Raw genomic sequence first — 21447 nt, 5'->3', positions numbered from 1 at the left:
TACATCGGCGCCATGAAAGTCAAGGACGCCGATATTCTCATCATACCGGGCTACACCAATTCCGGGCCCGAGCACTGGCAGACCCGCTGGCAGTCGAAGCTATCGACAGCGCGCCGGGTCGAGCAGGCCGAGTGGACGAAACCCGTGCGCGAGGACTGGACGGCAAGTGTAGCGAAAGCTGTCAACGAGGCCGAGCGGCCGGTCGTCATCGTCGCGCATTCGCTGGGGGTGGCGGCGGCGGTGCAGGCGATCCCGCAATTCCAGAAGCCGGTCGCGGGAGCCTTCTTCGTGGCGCCGCCTGATGTCGCCAATCCGGAGATCAGGCCGAGGCACCTGATGACCTTCGGGCCCTATTCGCGCGAGCCCCTGCCCTTTCCGTCGATCGTGATCGCCAGCCGCAACGACCCGTTCTGCGCCTTTGAGGTTGCCGAGGACATCGCCGCCGCCTGGGGTTCGCTGTTCATCGAGGCCGGCGACGCCGGCCATCTCAACCAGGACGCGGGCTTCGGCCCCTGGCCGGAGGGATCGATGACTTTCGCCAAGTTCCTGACGGAACTGAAGGAGCCTTGAAACGCCGGCGCCTCAGGCGCCGATCGAATCCCGCATGCTCTTCAGCAGCGTCCTGGCTCCGAGCGAGATCAGCGTGTGGTCAGAACCCATGGCGAGCAGCCGATAGCCCATCGACACGACGCGGCCGGCAACGGCCGGCTCGATGACATAGATCGCGGCGTGCTTGCCGGCCTTGCGCGTCCGCTCGGCGATCGAGGCGACCGTCTCCATCATGCTTTCCAACGTCGAATTGACGGTGGTGCCGTTCGACCAGGCGATCGAGAAATCCGACGGCCCGACGAAGATGCCATCGATGCCGGGCGTCTCGAGGATCCCATCCAGCGCCTCGAACGCCGCACGCGTCTCGACCATGGCAAAGGCCATGGTGCGCTGGTTCGAGTCGCGCAGCCACTCGGCATGGTCACCCTTCCCATGGCGCGGGAAGGCATAGGTCGGGCCCCAGGAACGCTCGCCCATCGGCGGATACTTCATCGCTGCGGCGAACTGCCTGGCGTCGTCCACGGAATTGACCATCGGCGCGATCACCGCCTCGGCGCCGAAATCGAGCGCCCGGCTCGCCATGTCGAAGCGCCCGACCGGGATGCGCACCAGCGCCGGCTTATTGGCGGCAAGCACCGGCACCAGGCCCCGCAGCACGCTGTCCTCGTGGTGGCCGCCATGCTGCATGTCGAGGGTAACGGCATCAAAGCCCTGCTTGGCGATGATTTCTACCGTCAGCGCGTCCGGCACGCCGGACCAGGCGGTGAACAGCGTTTCGTCGGCGGCCAGGCGGGACTTGAGCGACATTGGAACTTCCTTGGTAACGATCCGCAGTCTCAGCCGGAAACGGCGGCAAGGCAAAGAAAACCGCCCGGCTGAGCCGGGCGGTCGATTGGTCCAACGATTTTTACGTGTTCTTGACCTGCTCGATCGCCTGCGCCATCAGCTCGTCCATGGTGCGGCGGATCTGATGGTCCGACTGGTTGACGCCCGCGGCGTCGAAGTCCTCGCGGATCTTGCGGAAGACGTCATGGTCGCCGGCCTCCTCGATGTCGGAGACGACTACCGCTTTGGCATAGGCCTCGGCATCGGCTCCGCTCTTGCCCAGCTTTTCGGCGGCCCACAGGCCGAGCGCTCTGTTGCGGCGCGCCGAGGCCTTGAAGCGGAGCTCCTCGTCGAAGACGAATTTGCGCTCGAAGCCCTCTTCGCGGTCTTTCATGCTGCTCATGCGTCCCTCCGATCAAATCGATTCGCTTGGCTATGAATATGTGTGCTTACCCAGCACAAACCAAAAGGTCGCGGGCCGGTCAATATGCAACGTCCCATGCTGCGCTGCGGCATTTCGGTTCCGAAAGCGGTTGATCGGCTGGATTTGCCGATTGAGCAAACATTACGATTGCTATAGACACCGGCATTGAACGCACCCGTCGCCACAACTAATTTAGGCAGACGGACAGGTACTCGGTCGCTTGCCGCCTGCCCGCCAATCCAGAGAAAAAATCAGATGAAAAATCGCCGCCGCATTTACGAAGGCAAGGCCAAGATCCTCTATGAAGGACCTGAGCCCGGGACGCTGATCCAGTTCTTCAAGGATGACGCCACCGCCTTCAACAAGAAGAAACATGAGGTGGTCGACGGCAAGGGCGTGCTCAACAACCGCATCTCCGAGCACATTTTCAATCACCTCAATCGTATGGGCATCCCGACCCATTTCATCCGCCGGCTGAACATGCGCGAGCAGCTGATCAAGGAAGTCGAGATCATCCCGCTCGAGGTGGTGGTGCGCAACGTCGCCGCCGGCTCGCTGGCAAAGCGCCTGGGCATCGAGGAAGGCACGGTTCTGCCGCGCTCGATCATCGAATTCTACTACAAGGCCGATGCGCTGGACGACCCGATGGTGTCGGAAGAGCACATCACCGCCTTCGGCTGGGCGAGCCCGCAGGAGATCGACGACATCATGGCGCTGGCTATCCGCGTCAATGACTTCCTCTCCGGCCTGTTCCTGGGCGTCGGCATCCAGCTTGTCGACTTCAAGATCGAATGCGGGCGCCTGTTCGAGGGCGACATGATGCGCATCGTCGTCGCCGACGAGATCTCGCCGGATTCCTGCCGGCTGTGGGACGTCGCCACCCAGGACAAGCTCGACAAGGACCGCTTTCGCCGCGACATGGGCGGCCTGGTCGAGGCCTACCAGGAAGTTGCCCGCCGCCTCGGCATCATGAACGAGAACGAGCCGCCGCGCCCGACAGGCCCGGTGCTCGTTGCCTCTTCCGAGCCCTCGAAGAGCACGAAGCACTGACTGCCAGCGCGGGCCTGCCGGAAACGGCGTGCCCGCCCTCCGCACTACCGATCACTCAGGAGTATCGATGAAAGCCCGCGTCACCGTCACCCTCAAGAACGGAGTTCTCGACCCGCAGGGCAAGGCGATCGAGCACGCCCTCTCAGGACTGGGCTTCGACGGCGTCGGCCAGGTGCGGCAGGGCAAGGTCTTCGACATCGAGCTCACCGGAACCGACAAAGCCAAGGCCGAAGCCGACCTCAAGGCCATGTGCGACAAGCTTCTGGCGAACACGGTGATTGAGAATTATAGTGTGGCTATTACCTGAGGTTGCAGCGCAGAGGTTATGCCTGAAGCCACCAGCGATTTGATGTACAGGCTCCTGAAGCGCGTGCATCACCAGCGAACTCGCCGAAGACCAGAGGCCCTACGACCCAAATGAAATCAGCCGTCGTCCTCCTGCCTGGGCTCAACCGTGACCGCGACATGATCGCGGCTCTGACCAAGATTTCCGGTCAGGCGCCGGCGACCGTCTGGCAAACCGACACCGAAATCCCGGACGTCGACCTGATCGCCATTCCCGGCGGCTTCTCCTTCGGCGACTACCTGCGCTGCGGGGCGATCGCCGCGCGCATGCCGGTGATGCGGGCAGTGGCCGAAAAGGCGGCCAAGGGCGTGATGGTGATCGGCGTCTGCAACGGCTTCCAGATCCTGGTCGAGGCGGGGCTGCTGCCCGGCGCCCTGATGCGCAACGCCTCGCTGAAATTCGTCTGCCGGCACGTGAAGCTCGAGATCGCCAACGCGAACACGATGTTCACCCGCGGCTATCAGCCCGGCCAGATCATCCGCTCACCGGTCGCGCATCACGACGGCAACTATTTCGCCGACGCCGAAACGCTGGCGCGCCTCGAAGGCGAAGGCCAGGTGGTGTTCCGCTATGCCGAAGGCACCAATCCCAACGGCTCGATCAACGACATCGCCGGCATCGTCAGCGAGAAGGGCAATGTGCTCGGTCTGATGCCGCACCCGGAGAACCTGATCGAGGCGGCACACGGCGGCAGCGACGGCCGGGCGCTGTTCGAAGGCGCGCTTGGCATCGCCGCTTGATCCTTTCAGAAGATTCCTTCTGACCATTCTTTCAGACCAACGGGGCGGCCTGACCATGAGACTGACGATTACTCGCCTTGCTCTCCTGGCCGCCGCCGGATTTGCGCTCGCCTCTTGCCAGTCCGGCTCGAAGACCACGCCGCCCCCCTCTGGCAAGAGCGCTTCCCTGCTTGCCATGGAGCAGGTCGCCATCGCCGCTCACAAGTGCTGGATCGCCAGCAAGGACCCGGCCTTCAAGCCCTATCAGATGGCCAACGAGCTCAACTCCTACAGCGGCACGCCGCGCTTCCTGCTGGTGCCCGCCAAGCACTATGGCGGCAAGCCGCTGCTGGTCGTGCAAGCACAAGGCAATTCCCGCAAAGTGGACGTGTTCGGGCCGTTGATGGCCGAACCGCTGGGCGCGCGCATAGGCTCCGACATCGCGCGCTGGCAGGCCGGCAATCCATCTTGCGCCGCCGCCGCGTGATTCGGCCGTAGGCCAATTCCTGCAAATGCAAGATTGACGGTCGGTTTTCGCGCTCGTCAATCAACATACCGTCGAAGCTCTGTTCGCGGTCGATGTATGCCCAAACCGCGCAGTGTTTTGGGAGAATGACATGCATCGCAACAACTAAGGGCGGTCGCGACGGGCTTAGTCCCAAAACGGCCTGATACCTTCGCGATGGGCGTCGCAGCGCGAAATGCCGATGTCCTTGAGCTGCTCGTCGGTCATCTCCAAGAGCGCAAGGCGTCCGCGACGGCGTTCCAGCATCCGGTCGATTTGCCTGGCGATGGCACGAAGCACGAATACGACGCGGTCAACGAACCCGCGGCGCCCCGACGGGCGACCGTGCAATTCGACGCTGTCATGGAATGTATCAATTGTATTCATCTTGAGATCAACCAATTTTATCAATTGTACTCTAGTCACCCGCGTTTTCATATCGATTGACTCGTCTCGCGATGCAATATTAAAAATTGTCACCATGACAAATTGGCTCCCAGACCTCGCTTCCGGTTCCGGCCCTCTCTATCAGCGCCTTGCTGACAGCATTGAGTCAGATATCGACAAGGGCGTCATCGATGCGGGTTCAAAACTGCCGCCGCAGCGCGACCTCGCCTACGACATTGGCACCACGGTCGGCACGGTCGGCCGGGCCTATCAGTTGCTGCGCGAGCGCGGGCTGGTGAGTGGGGAGGTCGGGCGCGGCACCTATGTGCTCGCGCAACGCGCGGAGAGCCCCAAGCCCGAGCTGCAGCCCGCCACGCTCGGAACGCGGCTCATCGACGCGCCCAGCGGCAAGCTGCGCTTCGACAGCACCGCCGCCCCCGATGTCGGACAAGGCGCATTGATTGCCGAACTGCTGGCGCGGACGGCGGAGGAGCACCCTCACGACATTTCAAGCTATACCAGGGATTTCCCGGAGCGCTGGTTCGAGGCCGGCGGTCTTTGGCTCAAGCGCAATTCCTTCCACCCCTCGCCCGATTCGATCGTGCCGACGCTTGGCACCCATGCGGCGGTGATGGCGGCGATCGCGGCGCTCACCACGCCTGGCGACACGATCGTCTTCGAGCATCTCACCTATTCGCAGATCTCGCGCAGCGCCGGTCTGATCGGGCGCCGTACCGCGCTGGTCTCGGCGGACGATGAAGGTCTCGATCCCGACGATTTCGAACGCGTCTGCGCGCAGAAACACCCGAAGATGATGTTCGTGATGCCGACGGCGAAGAACCCGACGCTGGTGACGCTGTCGGCGGAGCGGCGCCAGGCGATCGCGCGCATAGCGCGCGAATACAATGTCGTCCTGATCGAGGATGATCTCTATGGCGAATTGACCGACGATCCGACGCCACTGCTCGCCGAATACGCCCCTGAGCGCACGATCGTCGCCGGCGGCCTGTCGAAGTCAGTCGCCGCCGGCGTGCGCGGCGGCTGGCTGTCCTGCCCGCCCGCCTACCGCCACCGCATCCGCGTGGCGCACAAGATGATGACCGGCGGGCTGCCTTTTCTGCTGGCGGAGGTCGGAACAAGGCTGGTGATGTCCGGCCAGGCCAGCGATATCCGCAGACGCTGCATTGCCGAGATCCAAGCTCGTCTCCACGTCGTGCGCGAGACGCTGGTTGGCTTTGATTTCAAGGCGCGGGACAATGTGCCCTTCGTCTGGCTCACCTTGCCGGATCCTTGGCTCTCGGGTACCTTCAAGAATGCCTGCCTGGCGCAGGGCGTGCTCATCGACGACGAGGACGAGTTCAAGGCCGGTCGTTCCGAGCAAGTCTTCCACGGCGTCCGCTTCGGTGTTTCGCAACCCGGGCAAAGCAAGGATGTCGCCGGTGGCGTCGCGGTCATCCGCCGCCTGCTCGACGAGGGCCGCGCCGGCTACGACAGTTTTTCCTGACCTGCCCTTTCCTAAGCGCCTCGCGCTACCGGCCGGTGCCGGCGCAGCGGTTTTCCGGCGTTTTCGTCGTGCTTTGGGGGTGTATCGCGCGAAAGCTTGCGATAAGAGAAGACTCAGAAAAGCCCCCTCTCCCACGGATACCAATCGCCGCTCATGACCATATCCAATTCCGTGCCGATCACCCCCGAGCTCGTCGCCGCGCATGGGCTGAAGCCCGACGAATACCAGCGCATCCTCGATCTGGTTGGCCGCGAGCCGAGCTTCACCGAGCTCGGCATCTTCTCGGCGATGTGGAACGAGCACTGCTCCTACAAGTCTTCCAAGAAATGGCTGCGCACGCTGCCCACCAGCGGCCCGCAGGTTATCCAGGGGCCCGGCGAGAATGCCGGCGTGGTCGACATCGGCGACGGCGACTGCGTCGTCTTCAAGATGGAGAGCCACAACCACCCCTCCTATATCGAGCCCTATCAGGGAGCCGCGACCGGCGTCGGCGGCATCCTGCGCGATGTCTTCACCATGGGCGCGCGACCGGTTGCGGCGATGAACGCGTTGCGCTTCGGCGCGCCTGACCATCCCAAGACCCGGCACCTGGTTGCTGGAGTCGTTTCCGGTGTCGGCGGCTACGGCAACTCCTTCGGCGTGCCGACCGTCGGCGGCGAGGTCAATTTCGACGCCCGCTACAACGGCAACATCTTGGTCAACGCCTTCGCGGCCGGCCTCGCCAAAACCAACGCCATCTTCTTGTCGCAGGCCAAGGGCGTCGGCCTGCCGGTCGTCTATCTCGGCGCCAAGACCGGGCGCGACGGTGTCGGCGGCGCCACCATGGCGTCGGCCGAGTTCGACGACAAGATCGAGGAGAAGCGGCCGACCGTACAGGTTGGCGACCCTTTCACCGAAAAGTGCCTGCTGGAGGCCTGCCTCGAGCTGATGGCGTTGGGCGCGGTCATCGCCATCCAGGACATGGGTGCGGCCGGGCTCACCTGCTCGGCGGTCGAGATGGGCGCCAAGGGCGATCTCGGCATCGAGCTCGATCTCGACAAGGTGCCGGTGCGCGAGGAGCGCATGAGCGCCTACGAGATGATGCTGTCGGAAAGCCAGGAGCGCATGTTGATGGTGCTGCGCCCCGAAAAAGAGGAGGAAGCCGAGGCGATCTTCCGCAAATGGGGCCTCGACTTCGCCATCGTCGGGACGACCACCAACGACCTGCGCTTCCGCGTGCTGCACCATGGCGACGAGGTCGCCAACCTGCCGATCAAGGAACTGGGCGACCAGGCGCCGGAATATGACCGCCCCTGGGTCGAAACGAAGAAGCCGGCGCCGCTTGCAGCGAACGACGCGCCCAAGGCCGACGTCGCCGACGCGTTGCTCAAGATGCTGGGCGGACCGGACCTCTCTTCGCGCCGCTGGGTGTGGGAGCAGTATGACACGCTGATCCAGGGCAATTCGCTGCAGCTCCCAGGCGGCGATGCCGGCGTGGTGCGCGTCGAAGGCCATCCAACCAAGGCGCTCGCCTTCTCTTCCGACGTCACGCCGCGCTATTGCGAGGCCGACCCGTATGAGGGCGGCAAGCAGGCCGTCGCCGAATGCTGGCGCAACCTGACGGCAACGGGCGCCCTGCCGCTTGCCGCCACCGACAATCTTAATTTCGGCAATCCGGAGCGGCCGGAGATCATGGGCCAGTTTGTCGGAGCGGTTAAGGGTATCGGCGACGCCTGTCGCGCGCTCGGCTTCCCGATCGTCTCCGGCAATGTCTCGCTCTACAACGAAACCAATGGCCGCGGCATCCTGCCGACGCCGACCATCGGCGGCGTCGGGCTGATCGCCGATTGGTCGAAGATGGCCCGCGTCGGCTTTGCCGCCGAGGGCCAGATGATCGTGCTGGTCGGCGCGCCGCCGACATGGGGCAGCCATCTCGGCCAGTCCGTCTATATGCGCGACATCCACGGCCGCGCCGACGGTTCGCCGCCGCCCGTCGACCTCGAACATGAAAAGCGCGTTGGCGACCATGTGCGCGCGCTGATCGCTTCCGGCATCGTGACTGCCGCGCACGATGTCTCCGACGGCGGCCTTGCCGTGGCGCTGGCCGAAATGGCGATGGCATCCGGCATCGGCGCCACCATTCCCGGCCTCACCGGCACCGATCCGATCCCGGTCTGGTTCGGCGAGGATCAAGGACGTTATCTCCTGACCTTGTCGATCGACCCGCAAAGCGGCGAATGGGACAGGATCCGCGCGGAGCAGGGCAAGCTCGGCATCTTCGCGCCGTGGATCGGCACGACCGGTGGCGACACGCTGAAGCTCGGCGAGGCGCGTGCCGTTCCGGTCAGCGAATTGACCGCCGCCCATGAGGGCTGGTTCCCGCGCTTCATGGATCAGGCCATTTGACCAGGCTGGCGGTCCGGGCGCTGCTTGCAGCGGTTTTCTGGCCGTCGCTGTTCTTTTTCTGGTTCCTCGGCCCGTTCGTCTTTCTGCTGCTGTCGACGACCTCGAGCGAGGTCTGTCCAAGGCTCGAAACGCGAGCCGAGTTCCTTGCTGCGGCGAACGGCGCAATTCCGTTGCTGGCCGCTCAGGACCTCGTCTACGCCATTCCTGTTTTGTGCCTGGTGCTGTGGCAGCGCCTTTTGCCGGAGCCGGCCCTGGCAAGGCATATCGTCACTTGCGTCAAGCTCTTCGCCATTGCAACCGCCATCGGAGCGCTTTGGGCGTATGGTTCTTCGCTTATGTGCGATGGCTACGGCCGGCCGTTTTTCTCCCCGGTCTGGCAGTGGACGAGCTACTTGCCGATGGTCGGCATCGCGATAAACGTGCCGCTCTACGTGCTGACCTTCAGCCTCGGTCGCACCTACTCGACGCGCGAGGATGTGTCCGCCGGCGACGCGGCTCAGCCGGGTCGGAATATCCCGTGAAGCCTCGGTCACGGATGGAACGGCTTCAATCCGGACCGGAAAGGCTCTACGCTTATCCCCGACTCTCATCGCACGGGCTGCGCCCGCTCGAAAACAGGATTTCTGCCATGGCAATGGATGCGCACGACATCGAACGGCTGATCAAGGAAGGCATTCCGGACGCCAAGGTGACGATTCGCGATCTGGCTGGTGACGGCGACCACTACGCTGCCGAAGTGGTGGCCGAGAGCTTCCGCGGCAAAAGCCGCGTCCAGCAGCACCAGATGGTCTATGACGCGCTGAAAGGCAATATGGGCGGCGTGCTGCATGCGCTCGCCCTGCAGACCAGCGTTCCGGACTGAGTGTTGACGCCGCGGTTGTTCAGATCTTTACCAGCATCGCCGTGAGGTACATGAAGCCGACCCCGGCTGTCAGCCCGGCCATCGCAGCCGGTGCGAGCAAGGCGCGCGAGCCATCGGGGCGCTGGCGAAGCTGCAGGGAAACCATCTCGACGATCACTTGCAGGATCGCTCCGGCGCCGATCGCCAGCGCCAGCGCCGACCATTGTGGCGCATAGGCGAGGCTGCCGATCCATAGGCCGACGACGGCCGGACCTCCCGCGAGCAGCGTCAACATGGCGAAGGTCCTGAGCGGCGGTCGCTGCTTCAGGATCGGGGCGGCGATGGCGATGCCTTCGGTGATGTTGTGCAAGGTGAAGCCAAGCACCAGGAACGTGCCGAGCCCGGCTGCGCCCGAGACGAAGGCGGCGCCGATCGCCAGCCCCTCGCCGAGATTGTGCAGGCCGATGCCGAGTGCGATGAAGGTGGCAAGCGCCAGCCCGGTCGGTGTCCCGCTGCGCCGGCCTGCCGCCATGAGCAGAAGGAAACTGGCGGTGGCTGCGAGTACGATCATGGTCGACCCCTGGAACAGGGCGGCTGCTTCGCCGGCCAGTTCGAACGCGTCCTCGAGCGTGTCGACGAAAAGGAAGGCGAGCAGACCGACGGTCATCGACAGGAGAAAGTCCATGCCGTTCCGCCCGACCCCGCGTAGTGCCGGATAGAACATCAGGCCGATCGCCACGGGCAGGATGCCGACAAAGCCGCCGAGCACCGCTTGCGCGGCAAAGCTAGGTGAACTGCGCGTCGGTGTGGGTACGGCGACGGCGATATCGTGCCCGAATGTTGTCCCGGTACTGGTTACGACATTGATCGCATGCGCCTCCCCCAGCACCCAGGGGTATGGCAGGCTGATCCATGCCGTTGCGCCGCGCGCGATCGGGCCCGGCGGATCCTGCGTGAACTGCCAGTAAGCGTCGTCGACCTGGACCTGGGCGATCGTCATCGGTTCCGACCCGCCCGCCCGCACGAGGATTCGAATGCCGTCGTTTCCGATAATCGTCCGCTCGAAGGTCAGGTTCTCGACCGGCGGCGCGCCGTTGCGAAAGCTCGCCAACGGGTCGGAAGAGACCATCCACGCAACCGCGAGCCCGAGCACGGCAAACGGCAGTACGATCCATAGCAGAGAGAGCCAGCGCGGCCGACCGGCCTGTGTATCCCGGGAGGTGCGACTGACATCGGTCACGACAAGGCCTCCACGACGTCGAACATGCCCGACCAGCCGAGTTCCGTAAACTCCGACTGGTGGGGATGGAACATGTAGAGGCCTGGCTCGTGCTCCCTGAAATGGAACTCGAGGATACCGCGCTCGGCCTGGCACTGGGTGATCAGATCGACGGTCCTGAGTGTCGGCGTCAGCGTCGTGCCCTGATTGTAGTAGTCGAAGAAATTGGCATGCAGATGGAAGGAGTTGATCGGGTCGAACTCGACCACGTTGACGAGGTAGATCCGGACAGGCTTGTCCTTCAGCACCCGTATCGGCTTCTTCGCGTAGGCATGGGCGACGGTGTTGACGGCATAGACCTCGTTCTCGTTGTCGAAATTGGTGTCGAAGGCGTTCATCACCATCACGAATTCCTGCCAGCCGGCATTCTCGGGCGTGCCGAGCAGGCGCGAACGGGCGACTGCCTCGTGCTCCGGATGTCGGGCGGGATCGGGATCGATGATGAACGCGCCGTACATACCTTTCTGGATGTGCCGCTTCAGCGGCAGCGCATGGCAATGATAAAGGTGGCAGCCGAACGGCCTGGCATCGAACTCGTAGACGAACTCCTCGCCCGGCCCGATCAAACCGGCGCCGGGAACGCCGTCCATCCGTGCTGCGTGAATGCCGTGGAAATGCATGGAATGCGGATGCGAGCCGTTGTTGCGGAAGAGGATCTTCAGGCGATCGCCTTCGGTGGCCCGCAGCGTCGGCCCCGGCACACGGCCATTGTAGGTCCACGCGGGGAACAGGATGCCGGGCGCGATCTCGATCTCCTTGTCCTCGGCCGTGACCTCGAAGCTGCGCAGTGTCCGCCCGTCCGGCAGCGTCGACACCGTCCCGGTCTCCCAGTCGCTCAGCAGCTTCACTGGATCGAATCCGTTGCGGCTATCCTCGACCTCGCCGACGGTGATCATCGCCCCATGCGCGGACAGGTGCGCCGGCTGCGGTTCGGCCGCCCCTGGCGTTCCGTGACCGGCGTGGTCGGTCTGCCCGCGCGCCGCGGTCGCCATCACCGCCGTGCCGCCGGCCGCCAGGCCACCGGCCAGAAGCAGCCTTCGATCGAGCTTTTGTTCCAGCAGCGATTTCGTTTCGCGCATATCCGCGTTCCTCCAAGGCACTGGCAAGGATAGCGCATGCTTCAAGATTTAGCTATAGCTATAATTCTGGCGCGTGCGCACCTGGGAAACCGTCAGCGGCACCGGGACAAGAGAACCGGCCTGCCGGCCCGCCTGTGGGAAGAGTTCCGGCTGGCGGATTTGGCCCAATGGCGGACCAAAGCTTTGCGCCATTTCGGGTGCGTCGCGGCTAACGTCTTGTTTCAGCCAACCTATGGGTTTATTTGATGGACATGCTTCGAGCCTGACTCCCACAGGCGTGAAAGGATTCCCCATGAGCGGCATCAACGACTACATCGACAGCGAAGTGAAGAGCAACGACGTCGTGCTCTTCATGAAGGGCACCCCCGGCTTCCCGCAGTGCGGGTTCTCCGGCCAGGTGGTGCAGATCCTTGACTATGTCGGGGTCGACTACAAAGGCGTGAACGTGCTGACCTCGGCCGAGCTGCGCCAGGGCATCAAGGACTATTCCAACTGGCCGACCATTCCGCAGCTCTACGTCAAGGGCGAGTTCGTCGGCGGTTGCGACATCGTGCGCGAGATGTTCCAGGCCGGCGAGCTGCAGGATTTCCTGGTCGAAAAAGGCGTCAGCGTCAAAGGCGCCGCCTGATTGAGCTCACGCTGGCCGGCCCAGCCGGCCGCGCGGTGACATCCGGGGCCGCCCCACCCCGGCACTTTGGGTTTCGAACTCGAGAACGAGACGAATTGATGCGCCGGTCGACCGGCGCATGTTCGTTTGATTGATCGGATTTTGCCGTGGACAATCAGGCACTAGCGCAGCAGTCGGCAAAAAGCTTGCCCATTCCGCGCTGGGAATTCATTGCGCTCTGCGCGGCGCTGATGGCGCTCAATTCGCTCGCCATCGACATCATGCTGCCGGCACTGCAGCAGATCGGCGCCTCGCTCGGCGTCGAGAATGAAAACCACCGCCAGTATGTGATCACAGCCTACATCCTTGGCTTCGGCACCGGTCAGCTCTTCTTCGGTCCGGTTTCCGATCGTTTCGGCCGCCGTGCGCCGCTGGTCGCCGGCCTGATCATCTACGTGGCGGCGGTAGCCGCCGCTGCTGTTGCTCCGACCTTTGCCACCCTTCTCGCCTGCCGTGTCGTGCAAGGCATCGGCGCGGCGGCCACCCGCGTCATCGCCGTCTCCATCGTGCGCGACACCTTCGAGGGCCGCCGCATGGCCGAGGTCATGTCGCTGATCTTCATGGTGTTCATGGCGATACCGGTCGTCGCGCCCGGCATCGGCCAGTTCATCATGCTCTTCGCCACTTGGCACTGGATCTTCGTCACCATGGCCGTCGGCGCGCTCATCGTGTCGGCATGGTCGCTGTTGCGCTTGCCGGAGACGCTGCGTCCGGAATACCGGCGGCCCTTAACCGTCAACGCCGTCGTCGGCGGCTTCCGCATCGTGCTCACCAACCGCATCGCGCTTTGCTATGCCTTTGCCAGCACCTTCATCTTCGGCGCCATGTTCGGCTTCATCAATTCCGCGCAGCAGATCTATCTCGAAGTCTTCCATGTCGGCGAGCTGTTTCCGCTGATCTTCGCCGGCGTCGCGGGCGTGCTCGCCTTCTCGAACTTCCTCAACGCGCGGCTCGTCGGCAAGGTCGGCATGCGCCGCCTGTCGCAGAGCGCGCTGCTGCTCTTCCTCGCCATCAGCCTTGTCTGGCTCGTCGTCTCGCTGGAGATCGAGATGCCGCTCTGGCTGTTCATCGCCTTCTTTGCCGGCGCGATGGTTCCGTTCGGCTGTCTCGGCGCGAATTTCAACGCGCTTGCGATGGAGCCGCTCGGCGAGCTTGCCGGCACGGCGTCCTCCATCCTCGGCTTCATGCAGACCTTTCTTGGCGGCCTGCTCGGCACGCTGATAGGCCAGGCCTATAACGGCACGGTCACGCCATTGGCCGCCGGCTTCTGCAGCGTTTCCCTCGCTGCCCTGCTGATGATCCTGATCGCGGAGCGCGGAAGGCTGTTCCAGCCCCACAATCCGCCGGTGTGAGACCTCGCCCACGGCAGGCGGTCAGGATTTTCGTTCAAGCGCAGCCGTGAAGCGAGGCGAAAGTATGCGCCCTGCGATCGCCTCGCCCATGCTCTCGGTAAAGGGTAACGGCAGGGCCTTATCGAGAGCCTCGAGGATCGAGGCAACGAAGGCTCTGTTCAATGCGTCGTTCGATCCGAGTGCGGAGAAGGTCGCGCGCGGCTTGCCAATGAGCGTTCCGTCTCGGCGGAGCGAGAACCGAAGGGTCAAGGACAGACCGGCAGTTCCGCGAGGCGGCCGCCAGCAGGCGTAAATGGCAGCCGACATTTCCGCTATGGAGTTTACGGGATCGCGACTGCCGCAGGCGCGCTCCCGTGCCGCTGCTTCGTCAGCACCCGTGATCGTCACGGCGATGGCGAGAGCCAGAGCGACCATCGCGGACCGGGTGCTCATTTACATCTCCGGATTTGCGTGAGGTTGTAGGTCGACATCTTCCAGCCGACCGGCTGGCCCTCGCTGGCGCAATCGATCCTATTCCGCCCAGAGCTCGCGCCGCAGTTCGTTCCAGCTATCCTTGTCTGGCGCAACCAACAACCCGCCGTCGACATGCGACGGCAGATAGGCATCGCCGTCGATCCGCGCCGCATAACCACCGGCTTCCTGATGGATCAGCACGCCGGCCAGATGGTCCCACGGCATCAGCTTGTTGTAGACGACGAAATGCGCATGGCCGCTCGCCAGCAGCCGGTATTCGTGCGCGGCGCAACGATAGCCGAACTGCGACAGTGCCTTTGTGTGGTTGCGAGCGAGCCGCGAGCGCTCCGGTTCCTTCAGATACTGCCACGAGATCGCGCCGGTCATCTCGGAGATCGGCACCGGCTCGGCGACCCGCACCCTCTCCAGCGCGCCACGTGCGTGGCGGATATGGCTGCCCGCCCCCCTGGCGCCGATCAGCCAGTCCTTCCCGATCGGGTCGTGGATGATGCCGGCAACCGTCTCGCCGTTGACCACGACGCCGAGCATGACGCCGAACAGCGGCACGCCGGAGGCGAAGTTGAAGGTGCCGTCGACCGGATCGATGACGAAGGCCAGCGCGGCATCGCCGAGCCCTTTGAGCAAGGCCGGATTGTCGGAGCAGGTCTCCTCGCCGACGATCATCGCTGTAGGGTAACGCTCGCGCAGCCTGGCAGTGATCAGCCTTTCGGCGTTGACGTCCGCCTCCGTAACCAGATCGGCGGCGGACGTCTTCTGGCGAATATCGCCCTCGCCCAACCGGCGAAAGCGCGGCATGATTTCGGCCCTGGCTGCGTCAGCTAGAAGCTCGGCCAGCCAGTCGATCGCTTGCATGTCAAACGTCATCGGAAATGTCTTTTCCCATGGTAAGGCGCGCATCGAGCGCGGCGAAGTCGAACAGTTTTCGGTCGAGCAGATGCGAGGGTCGCACATTGGTCATCGCGCGGATCATCGTGTCCTTGCGGCCAGGCATGTGCTTCTCGATATCGTCGAGCATCGCCTTCATGGCGTTGCGCTGCAGCCCTTCCTGGCTGCCGCAGAGATCGCACGGGATGATTGGGAACTTCAGTGCATTGGCGAATTTCTCGAGATCTGCCTCGGCGCAATAGGCGAGCGGGCGCAGAACCATGACGTCGCCCTCGTCATTGAGAAGCTTCGGCGGCATGGCGGCGAGACGCCCGCCATGGAAGAGGTTCATGAAAAAGGTTTCGAGGATGTCCTCCCGGTGGTGGCCGAGCACAAGCGCGGTGCAACCCTCCTCGCGCGCGATGCGATAGAGGTGGCCGCGCCTCAGCCGCGAGCAGAGCGAGCAATAGGTGCTGCCCTCGGGCAGCTTGTCGGTGACCACCGAATAGGTGTCCTGGTACTCGATGCGATGCGCAATGCCGTTGGCGCCGAGGTAGTCCGGCAGGATGTGCTTCGGGAAATTCGGCTGACCTTGGTCGAGATTGCAGGCAAGCAGATCGACCGGCAGCAGCCCGCGCCATTTGAGATCGAGCAGCAAGGCAAGCAGGCCATAAGAATCCTTGCCGCCGGAGAGCGCCACCAGCCAGCGCTCGCCGGGCTTGACCATGGCGAAGTCTTCGATCGCCTGGCGCGTGAGCCGCAGCAGCCGCTTGCGCAGCTTGTTGAACTCGACCGAGGATGGCACGTCGCGGAACAGCGGATGGAATCCGCCTTCCGGCTCGTCGGCGATCGGCTCAAGCGATTTGACCTTTGGCAGCATATTCATGGCGCAGGTGCCCACGGTTCTGTTGCCGCTTCGCTTAGAGCATTTTGCAGCCAAGTGGAATCACTAGCCGTCGCGGAATTGCGGCTAAAAAAATGACCAGGGTGGAATTGCCGCCGTGGCCGACGCGACAAACAAAGAAAAGGCCGCCTCGAGGGCGGCCTTGGATGGGTGTCGCCGATTGGTCGGATCAGCGCGAATAGAATTCGACGACCAGGTTCGGTTCCATCTGGACGGCGAACGGAACATCCGCCAGGCCGGGAACGCGGTTGTAGGTCGCGGTCATCTTGTTGTGGTCGGCCTCGATATAGTCCGGCACGTCACGCTCGGCCAAGCCTACCGATTCCAGCACGATGACGAGCTGCTTCGACTTCTCGCGCACCTCGATGACGTCGCCCGGCTTGCAGCGGTACGAACCGATATTGGTGCGCTTGCCGTTGACGTTGACGTGGCCGTGGTTGACGAACTGGCGGGCCGCGAAGATGGTCGGCACGAACTTGGCGCGATAGACGATCGCGTCGAGACGCGACTCGAGCAGGCCGATCAGGTTCTCGGAGGTGTCGCCCTTGCGGCGGTTGGCCTCCTCATAGACCTTACGGAACTGCTTTTCCGAAACATCGCCATAGTGGCCCTTGAGCTTCTGCTTGGCGCGCAACTGCAGGCCGAAGTCGGAAAGCTTGCCCTTGCGGCGCTGGCCATGCTGGCCGGGACCGTATTCGCGCTTGTTGACCGGGGACTTCGGACGGCCCCAGATATTTTCGCCGAGACGGCGGTCGATCTTGTATTTCGCGGATTCGCGCTTGCTCATCGCATTCCCTTTCAAAACGATATACCCGGAACCCCTTGGCTCCGGGTGAAGGAAACGCGCCCTCCTCTGGCCTCCGTTTTCGAGGCCTGACAGGGTTTCCCACGCAACGCGACGGAAAACCCACGGGACACGTCAGTTCGAACAAGACCGCCGACAGAGTGGCTTCCGGTGAGGTCTTGCCCATGCAAAAGAAACCACCGGACGTCGCCGCCCGGTGTTGGTGGCCCTGTTAAACAGAGATTTAACCGGTGTCAAGCTCGTGTCGGCGACGCACCGGCTCAACCATTCTGCCGTCATGACGCCGGAGCCGGCGATGGCAGGCATTGGCATGGCCGAGATCCGCCACGTCGTGGCATGCCGCGGGTTTCTATCCAGGCACCAACTTGAGAGCCAGGCAGCCACAAAGTCAGGACTTCTTGCTAGGCAGTCCCTTGCGTTTGGTCTCGGCGAACTCCTCGAGTTGCTTCTCGCTCATGGACTCGTACATCTCGCGCGAAGCACCCTTAAGCTCGGTTTTCTTGGTCTCGCCGCGCTTGGCCGAAAGGGCTGCGCCGGCTGCCTTCTGTTGGGCTTGCGATTTGGCTGGCATGCGATTTCTCCCTGTGCGGTGGTGGAAGAGAAACGCTGCGGCGCTATCGCAGTTCCAGCTAGCGCGAGGTCAGCCCAAAGCCCTGGATGAGCCTGCGCGTGGCGAAATCCACCTTACCAGAGGTGAAGAGGGCGATATCGGGCTCGGTCTCGCCCGACGGTTCGCCGATAGGCTGCAGCAGCGACATGGCGCGCCGGGCAATGGCTTCCGCCGGATCGATCCAGTCGACCGGCCAGGGAGCGGTCTTGCGCATGCGGTTGGCCAGGAACGGATAATGGGTGCAGGCGAGCACGACGATGTCGGTGCGCTGCCCGTCGTGCTCGATGAAGCAGGGCGCGATCTCGGCGCGCACGGCTTCCTCGTCGACAAAACCTTCGCGCATATAGATCTCGGCCAATGCGGCAAGCCTGTCGCTGCCGACGAGCCGGACATGGCATTTCTGCGCCCATTTGCTGATCAGGTCACGCGTGTACTGGCGCTTCACCGTGCCCGGGGTCGCCAGCACCGAAACCAGGCCGGACCGCGTGCGCTCGGCCGCCGGCTTGATCGCGGGCACCGTTCCGACAAAAAGATGACCGGGAAATTTTTCGCGCAGCGCATCGATCACCAGGGTCGAGGCGGTGTTGCAGGCGATCACTGAGATCGCCGGCTGCAGACGGTCGAGCAATTTGCCGAACAGGGCGAGTATGTGCTCCTTGAGCGCCGGCTCTTCCCATGCGCCGTAAGGAAAAGCCGCGTCGTCGGCGACATAGACGAAGCGCCGATCCGGCATCAGGACGCGCGCCTCGCGCAGCACCGTCAGTCCGCCGACACCGGAATCGAACATCAGGATCGGACGCTGGTTTGATCGATCGTTCATTGTCATCCGACTACAGGAAGAAGCTGACCCGAGATTTGGCCAACCGCGCTTCTATCCTGAACGATCATGGTCTTGAAGTGGCAGATGCCAGCAGCTTTTGCGCAACTCAGAGCCCCCGCTTGCCGAAGCCGGCGGGTCGCGCCCGGCCAAACGGCTGCGGCGCCGGCGCCGGCGCCGGACGCGCGGGTTGCGCAGCAGTCCGTGGCGCAGCTGGAGCGACGCTCGCTGTCGCCCTCGCGGGGCGCGCCTCCGCCGGCAACGAGCCTTCAAAGTCGAAAACCTCGGTCAGCTCATCGATGTTGCTGCCGGCCACAGGCTTTGCCCACAGGATCGTGCACCAGAGGCCGAATATGGCAAGGCCGAGCAGGTTCAGGCCACCGGGCGCGCTCTCAGGATTGCCGAAATCGATGACCAGAAGCGTTCCGGCCTGCAGCAATCCATAGATGCCGGAAAAGGCGATATAGGACCAGAGGATCCAGCCTGAACCATCGGCATCGCGGCTGCGGCGCCATGCGATGTTGCCGCGCAGCGCGACGAAGACGAGCGACACAACAAGCGCGGCGCCGGCCAGGCTTTGCCGCGACGGACCCGGCATCGAATTGATCAATCCCGCGAAGCCGGTCGTTGCGGCAATGCAGAGCACGATCGTTACCGCTTCCGCTATGAACAGACCTAGCGAATAGAAGAAGAAATGCAGACGGCCAATATTGGACGTAAACATCTGCTGCCCCATCGTTTCGAGAACGATGAACCAAACCGCATAATATTCGGTTACCTTGAAGGTTCGGAGCTTACGGATTTTAACTTTCTTTGTCCGTTGTTCGCCTGCACGTAGCCGGCGCCCGCCTCGGATCATCCCCCGGTGAGCCGTCGCCGCGCGGCATTGCCGGCGAAAACCTGTGGAGCGACGAGATGATGCCGCGCAGCACCTTCAACTCGGGCTCAGCGAATCCCGCCCGCGTCAGCACGGCGCGCAGATTGTCGACCATCTTAGGCCTCTTCTCTTCCGGGCGGAAATAGCCGCGCGCCTCGAGAGCGCCTTCGAGATAGGTGAACAGGCTGTGCAGCTGTTCCTTGGTCGCCGGAACGAGCTCCGGTCCGGCGAAGTTGGTCGCGGTCTCTTCGGCAAGGCCGGATTTCATCCATTCATAGGACATCAAAAGCACGGCCTGCGCGATGTTGAGCGATGAGAAGCCAGGATCGACGGGAAAGGTGACGATCTCGTCAGCCAGACCAACCTCTTCATTGTAGAGGCCAAAACGTTCACGGCCGAACAGAATTCCGGTGCTCAGCCCCGCCTGCTCGCGGGCCCGGAGCGCCCTGCCCGCATCCACCGGACCGCGCACCGGCTTGAAGCCGTCACGCTCGCGGGCGGTGGTGGCGAAGACGAAGTTGAGGTCGGCCACTGCCGAGGCAAGGTCGTCGAACACCGTTGTCGCATCGATGACGTGGTCGGCGCGGCTGGCGGCGGCGCGCGCCTTCTCGCTCGGCCAGCCGTCGCGCGGATTGACCAGGCGCAGCTCCGAAAGGCCGAAATTCGCCATGGCGCGCGCGACCATGCCGATATTCTCGCCGAGCTGCGGCTCGACAAGGATGATCGCCGGTCCGGCGGTCTTGGCGGTGTCGTTTGCGGCTGGCATGGCTCTCCGTACATGGGGTTTGCGGCGTTTCGGCGTCCCCTGCCACATCCGGGCCTGAAAATGAAGCATTCACAAGCGCGACACCGGTCTGCGATCGGCTGATCGCGGTTTGCGCGCTCAAAAAGGCTTTGATATACGCTGCCCAACCCCGGCCGAAGCCACGGGCAAGGCCGTTCAGATCCCCAGCAACGAGGCATTTTTTCCATGGCGAAGATCAAGGTGGCGAACCCGGTCGTCGAGCTCGACGGCGACGAGATGACCCGCATCATCTGGCAGTTCATCAAGGACAAGCTGATCCACCCCTATCTCGACATCAAGCTGGACTATTTCGATCTAGGGATCGAGAACCGGGACGCCACCAATGACCAGGTGACCGTCGACTCGGCCAACGCAATCAAGAAATACGGCGTCGGCGTGAAATGCGCGACGATCACGCCCGACGAGCAGCGCGTCGAGGAATTCAAGCTGAAGAAAATGTGGAAGTCGCCCAACGGCACCATCCGCAACATCCTCGGCGGCACCATTTTTCGCGAGCCGATCATCATGAAGAACGTGCCGCGCCTGGTGCCCGGCTGGACCAAGCCGATCGTCGTCGGCCGTCACGCGTTCGGCGACCAATACCGCGCCACCGACTTCCGCTTCCCGGGCAAGGGCAAGCTGACGATCAAGTTCGTCGGCGAAGACGGCAAGGTGATCGAGCATGACGTCTTCGACGCGCCCGGCGCCGGCGTCGCCATGGCCATGTACAATCTCGACGAGTCGATCCGCGAATTCGCTCGCGCCTCGCTGAACTATGGCCTGCTGCGCAACTTCCCGGTCTATCTCTCGACCAAGAATACCATTCTCAAAGCCTATGACGGCCGCTTCAAGGACATCTTCCAGGAAGTCTACGAGAAGGAATTCGAGGCCGAGTTCAAGGCGAGAAAACTCTGGTACGAGCACCGCCTGATCGACGACATGGTCGCTTCCAGCCTGAAATGGTCGGGCGGCTATGTCTGGGCCTGCAAGAATTATGACGGCGACGTGCAATCCGACACGGTGGCGCAAGGCTTCGGCTCGCTCGGCCTGATGACCTCGGTGCTGATGACGCCGGACGGCAAGACCGTGGAAGCGGAAGCCGCCCACGGCACCGTCACCCGCCACTACCGCCAGCATCAGAAGGGCGAGGAAACCTCGACCAACTCGATCGCCTCGATCTTCGCCTGGACGCGTGGCTTGGCCCACCGCGCCAAGCTCGACGGCAATGCCGAGCTCAAGCGCTTTGCCGAGACGCTGGAAAAGGTCTGCATCCAGACCGTCGAGGGCGGCTTCATGACCAAGGACCTGTCGCTGCTGATCGGCCCCGACCAGCCCTGGCTGTCGACCACCGGCTTTCTCGACAAGATCGACGAGAACCTGCAGAAGGCGATGGGGTAAGA

Annotated in this window: 25 protein-coding genes; 12 read left to right on the top strand and 13 right to left on the bottom strand. The window is 63.3% G+C overall.

Translation table 11 applies throughout. From position 1 onward, the window contains the following. The first annotated feature begins 12 nt into the window (after positions 1-12). Positions 13-570 carry an alpha/beta hydrolase gene (locus CK221_RS24900; protein ID WP_095779613.1) on the top strand — a complete coding sequence of 186 codons (558 nt, stop codon included), beginning with the start codon at positions 13-15 and terminating at the stop codon, positions 568-570. Between the two features lie 12 nt (positions 571-582). On the opposite strand, the gene CK221_RS24895 is transcribed toward CK221_RS24900, so the two are convergent. Both CK221_RS24895 and CK221_RS24890 read right to left on the bottom strand, forming a co-directional pair. Further along, complete coding sequence (locus CK221_RS24895) at positions 583-1356, bottom strand: HpcH/HpaI aldolase/citrate lyase family protein (protein ID WP_095779612.1); 774 nt, start codon at positions 1354-1356, stop codon at positions 583-585. Between the two features lie 100 nt (positions 1357-1456). Then, a complete protein-coding gene (locus CK221_RS24890; RefSeq protein ID WP_066995175.1) occupies positions 1457-1777 on the bottom strand; it encodes a DUF1476 domain-containing protein in 321 nt (106 codons plus the stop codon). A 276-nt stretch (positions 1778-2053) separates the two neighbouring features. Between CK221_RS24890 and purC the strand changes: the two genes are divergently transcribed. The 4 genes from purC to CK221_RS24870 all read left to right on the top strand — a co-directional run bounded on the left by purC (position 2054) and on the right by CK221_RS24870 (position 4400). Then, a complete protein-coding gene (gene purC / locus CK221_RS24885; protein ID WP_040969563.1) occupies positions 2054-2848 on the top strand; it encodes a phosphoribosylaminoimidazolesuccinocarboxamide synthase in 795 nt (264 codons plus the stop codon). A gap of 67 nt (positions 2849-2915) precedes the next feature. Next, positions 2916-3155 carry a phosphoribosylformylglycinamidine synthase subunit PurS gene (gene purS / locus CK221_RS24880; RefSeq protein ID WP_066995172.1) on the top strand — a complete coding sequence of 80 codons (240 nt, stop codon included), beginning with the start codon at positions 2916-2918 and terminating at the stop codon, positions 3153-3155. Positions 3156-3265: 110 nt separating this feature from the next. After that, on the top strand, positions 3266-3934 hold the full coding sequence (purQ, locus tag CK221_RS24875; RefSeq protein WP_067328327.1) for a phosphoribosylformylglycinamidine synthase subunit PurQ: 669 nt from the start codon (positions 3266-3268) through the stop codon (positions 3932-3934). A gap of 55 nt (positions 3935-3989) precedes the next feature. After that, entirely contained in the window at positions 3990-4400 is a 411-nt protein-coding gene (locus CK221_RS24870) for a hypothetical protein (RefSeq protein ID WP_095779611.1), read from the top strand. A gap of 165 nt (positions 4401-4565) precedes the next feature. Here the strand turns inward: CK221_RS24870 and CK221_RS24865 are convergent, their stop codons facing one another. Further along, complete coding sequence (locus CK221_RS24865) at positions 4566-4805, bottom strand: DUF1127 domain-containing protein (protein ID WP_095779639.1); 240 nt, start codon at positions 4803-4805, stop codon at positions 4566-4568. 94 nt (positions 4806-4899) lie between these two features. On the opposite strand from CK221_RS24865, the gene CK221_RS24860 reads away from it, so the two are divergent. The 4 genes from CK221_RS24860 (at position 4900) to CK221_RS24845 (ending at position 9556) form a co-directional block, all read left to right on the top strand. After that, entirely contained in the window at positions 4900-6309 is a 1410-nt protein-coding gene (locus CK221_RS24860) for a PLP-dependent aminotransferase family protein (RefSeq protein ID WP_095779610.1), read from the top strand. A 153-nt stretch (positions 6310-6462) separates the two neighbouring features. Continuing rightward, positions 6463-8694: a phosphoribosylformylglycinamidine synthase subunit PurL gene (gene purL, locus CK221_RS24855; protein WP_095779609.1), complete on the top strand. Its 2232-nt coding sequence runs from the start codon at positions 6463-6465 to the stop codon at positions 8692-8694. Beyond that, on the top strand, positions 8691-9215 hold the full coding sequence (locus CK221_RS24850) for a hypothetical protein (RefSeq protein ID WP_095779608.1): 525 nt from the start codon (positions 8691-8693) through the stop codon (positions 9213-9215). Before purL ends, CK221_RS24850 begins: the two co-directional genes overlap by 4 nt. A gap of 107 nt (positions 9216-9322) precedes the next feature. Then, positions 9323-9556 carry a BolA family transcriptional regulator gene (locus CK221_RS24845; protein ID WP_023674714.1) on the top strand — a complete coding sequence of 78 codons (234 nt, stop codon included), beginning with the start codon at positions 9323-9325 and terminating at the stop codon, positions 9554-9556. A gap of 19 nt (positions 9557-9575) precedes the next feature. Here the strand turns inward: CK221_RS24845 and CK221_RS24840 are convergent, their stop codons facing one another. Next, positions 9576-10775 carry a ZIP family metal transporter gene (locus CK221_RS24840; protein WP_095779607.1) on the bottom strand — a complete coding sequence of 400 codons (1200 nt, stop codon included), beginning with the start codon at positions 10773-10775 and terminating at the stop codon, positions 9576-9578. Continuing rightward, on the bottom strand, positions 10772-11893 hold the full coding sequence (locus tag CK221_RS24835) for a multicopper oxidase domain-containing protein (RefSeq protein ID WP_095779606.1): 1122 nt from the start codon (positions 11891-11893) through the stop codon (positions 10772-10774). Before CK221_RS24835 ends, CK221_RS24840 begins: the two co-directional genes overlap by 4 nt. Positions 11894-12185: 292 nt before the next feature. Between CK221_RS24835 and grxD the strand changes: the two genes are divergently transcribed. Together grxD and CK221_RS24820 are read left to right on the top strand one after the other, a co-directional pair. After that, on the top strand, positions 12186-12521 hold the full coding sequence (grxD, locus tag CK221_RS24825) for a Grx4 family monothiol glutaredoxin (protein WP_066995148.1): 336 nt from the start codon (positions 12186-12188) through the stop codon (positions 12519-12521). Positions 12522-12712: 191 nt separating this feature from the next. Next, entirely contained in the window at positions 12713-13912 is a 1200-nt protein-coding gene (locus tag CK221_RS24820) for a multidrug effflux MFS transporter (RefSeq protein ID WP_179295200.1), read from the top strand. 21 nt (positions 13913-13933) lie between these two features. Here CK221_RS24820 and CK221_RS24815 read toward each other — a convergent pair whose 3' ends face one another. From CK221_RS24815 to CK221_RS24780, 8 genes are all read right to left on the bottom strand, one after another. Continuing rightward, positions 13934-14344: a hypothetical protein gene (locus tag CK221_RS24815; RefSeq protein WP_095779604.1), complete on the bottom strand. Its 411-nt coding sequence runs from the start codon at positions 14342-14344 to the stop codon at positions 13934-13936. 78 nt (positions 14345-14422) lie between these two features. Beyond that, positions 14423-15250, bottom strand: coding sequence for an inositol monophosphatase family protein (locus CK221_RS24810; protein ID WP_095779603.1), 828 nt, complete (start codon positions 15248-15250; stop codon positions 14423-14425). Beyond that, on the bottom strand, positions 15240-16136 hold the full coding sequence (gene ttcA, locus CK221_RS24805) for a tRNA 2-thiocytidine(32) synthetase TtcA (protein ID WP_095779602.1): 897 nt from the start codon (positions 16134-16136) through the stop codon (positions 15240-15242). The genes CK221_RS24810 and ttcA overlap by 11 nt, the downstream gene beginning before the upstream one ends. 187 nt (positions 16137-16323) lie before the next feature. Then, positions 16324-16941: a 30S ribosomal protein S4 gene (gene rpsD / locus CK221_RS24800; RefSeq protein ID WP_066995136.1), complete on the bottom strand. Its 618-nt coding sequence runs from the start codon at positions 16939-16941 to the stop codon at positions 16324-16326. Between the two features lie 406 nt (positions 16942-17347). Continuing rightward, positions 17348-17530 carry a DUF3008 family protein gene (locus tag CK221_RS24795; protein WP_066995133.1) on the bottom strand — a complete coding sequence of 61 codons (183 nt, stop codon included), beginning with the start codon at positions 17528-17530 and terminating at the stop codon, positions 17348-17350. 58 nt (positions 17531-17588) lie between these two features. Beyond that, positions 17589-18389: a glutamate racemase gene (gene murI / locus CK221_RS24790; RefSeq protein WP_067328310.1), complete on the bottom strand. Its 801-nt coding sequence runs from the start codon at positions 18387-18389 to the stop codon at positions 17589-17591. Between the two features lie 106 nt (positions 18390-18495). Further along, a complete protein-coding gene (locus tag CK221_RS30425; protein WP_179295199.1) occupies positions 18496-19110 on the bottom strand; it encodes a hypothetical protein in 615 nt (204 codons plus the stop codon). A 79-nt stretch (positions 19111-19189) separates the two neighbouring features. After that, a complete protein-coding gene (locus CK221_RS24780; protein WP_095779600.1) occupies positions 19190-20029 on the bottom strand; it encodes an RNA methyltransferase in 840 nt (279 codons plus the stop codon). Between the two features lie 204 nt (positions 20030-20233). Between CK221_RS24780 and CK221_RS24775 the strand changes: the two genes are divergently transcribed. Continuing rightward, a complete protein-coding gene (locus tag CK221_RS24775) occupies positions 20234-21445 on the top strand; it encodes an NADP-dependent isocitrate dehydrogenase (protein WP_066995124.1) in 1212 nt (403 codons plus the stop codon). Positions 21446-21447: the final 2 nt, after the last annotated feature.

This window comes from Mesorhizobium sp. WSM3868, from assembly GCF_002294785.1.
In the GTDB taxonomy this organism is placed as follows: Bacteria; Pseudomonadota; Alphaproteobacteria; order Rhizobiales; family Rhizobiaceae; genus Mesorhizobium.
Note: the sequence above shows the minus strand (reverse complement) of the source record. Positions and strands in the feature narration are given on the sequence as shown.

Coding starts and splice junctions, on each gene's coding strand:
- purS (WP_066995172.1), top strand. CDS start 2,916: ATGAAAGCCCGCGTCACCGTCACCCTCAAGAACGGAGTTCTCGACCCG.
- rpsD (WP_066995136.1), bottom strand. CDS start 16,941: ATGAGCAAGCGCGAATCCGCGAAATACAAGATCGACCGCCGTCTCGGC.
- CK221_RS24900 (WP_095779613.1), top strand. CDS start 13: ATGAAAGTCAAGGACGCCGATATTCTCATCATACCGGGCTACACCAAT.
- CK221_RS24835 (WP_095779606.1), bottom strand. CDS start 11,893: ATGCGCGAAACGAAATCGCTGCTGGAACAAAAGCTCGATCGAAGGCTG.
- CK221_RS24845 (WP_023674714.1), top strand. CDS start 9,323: ATGGCAATGGATGCGCACGACATCGAACGGCTGATCAAGGAAGGCATT.
- CK221_RS24865 (WP_095779639.1), bottom strand. CDS start 4,805: ATGAATACAATTGATACATTCCATGACAGCGTCGAATTGCACGGTCGC.
- ttcA (WP_095779602.1), bottom strand. CDS start 16,136: ATGAATATGCTGCCAAAGGTCAAATCGCTTGAGCCGATCGCCGACGAG.
- CK221_RS24895 (WP_095779612.1), bottom strand. CDS start 1,356: ATGTCGCTCAAGTCCCGCCTGGCCGCCGACGAAACGCTGTTCACCGCC.
- CK221_RS24780 (WP_095779600.1), bottom strand. CDS start 20,029: ATGCCAGCCGCAAACGACACCGCCAAGACCGCCGGACCGGCGATCATC.
- CK221_RS24860 (WP_095779610.1), top strand. CDS start 4,900: ATGACAAATTGGCTCCCAGACCTCGCTTCCGGTTCCGGCCCTCTCTAT.
- purQ (WP_067328327.1), top strand. CDS start 3,266: ATGAAATCAGCCGTCGTCCTCCTGCCTGGGCTCAACCGTGACCGCGAC.
- CK221_RS24775 (WP_066995124.1), top strand. CDS start 20,234: ATGGCGAAGATCAAGGTGGCGAACCCGGTCGTCGAGCTCGACGGCGAC.
- CK221_RS24870 (WP_095779611.1), top strand. CDS start 3,990: ATGAGACTGACGATTACTCGCCTTGCTCTCCTGGCCGCCGCCGGATTT.
- CK221_RS24795 (WP_066995133.1), bottom strand. CDS start 17,530: ATGCCAGCCAAATCGCAAGCCCAACAGAAGGCAGCCGGCGCAGCCCTT.
- purL (WP_095779609.1), top strand. CDS start 6,463: ATGACCATATCCAATTCCGTGCCGATCACCCCCGAGCTCGTCGCCGCG.
- CK221_RS24815 (WP_095779604.1), bottom strand. CDS start 14,344: ATGAGCACCCGGTCCGCGATGGTCGCTCTGGCTCTCGCCATCGCCGTG.
- CK221_RS24810 (WP_095779603.1), bottom strand. CDS start 15,250: ATGACGTTTGACATGCAAGCGATCGACTGGCTGGCCGAGCTTCTAGCT.
- murI (WP_067328310.1), bottom strand. CDS start 18,389: ATGAACGATCGATCAAACCAGCGTCCGATCCTGATGTTCGATTCCGGT.
- CK221_RS24890 (WP_066995175.1), bottom strand. CDS start 1,777: ATGAGCAGCATGAAAGACCGCGAAGAGGGCTTCGAGCGCAAATTCGTC.
- purC (WP_040969563.1), top strand. CDS start 2,054: ATGAAAAATCGCCGCCGCATTTACGAAGGCAAGGCCAAGATCCTCTAT.
- CK221_RS30425 (WP_179295199.1), bottom strand. CDS start 19,110: ATGTTTACGTCCAATATTGGCCGTCTGCATTTCTTCTTCTATTCGCTA.
- grxD (WP_066995148.1), top strand. CDS start 12,186: ATGAGCGGCATCAACGACTACATCGACAGCGAAGTGAAGAGCAACGAC.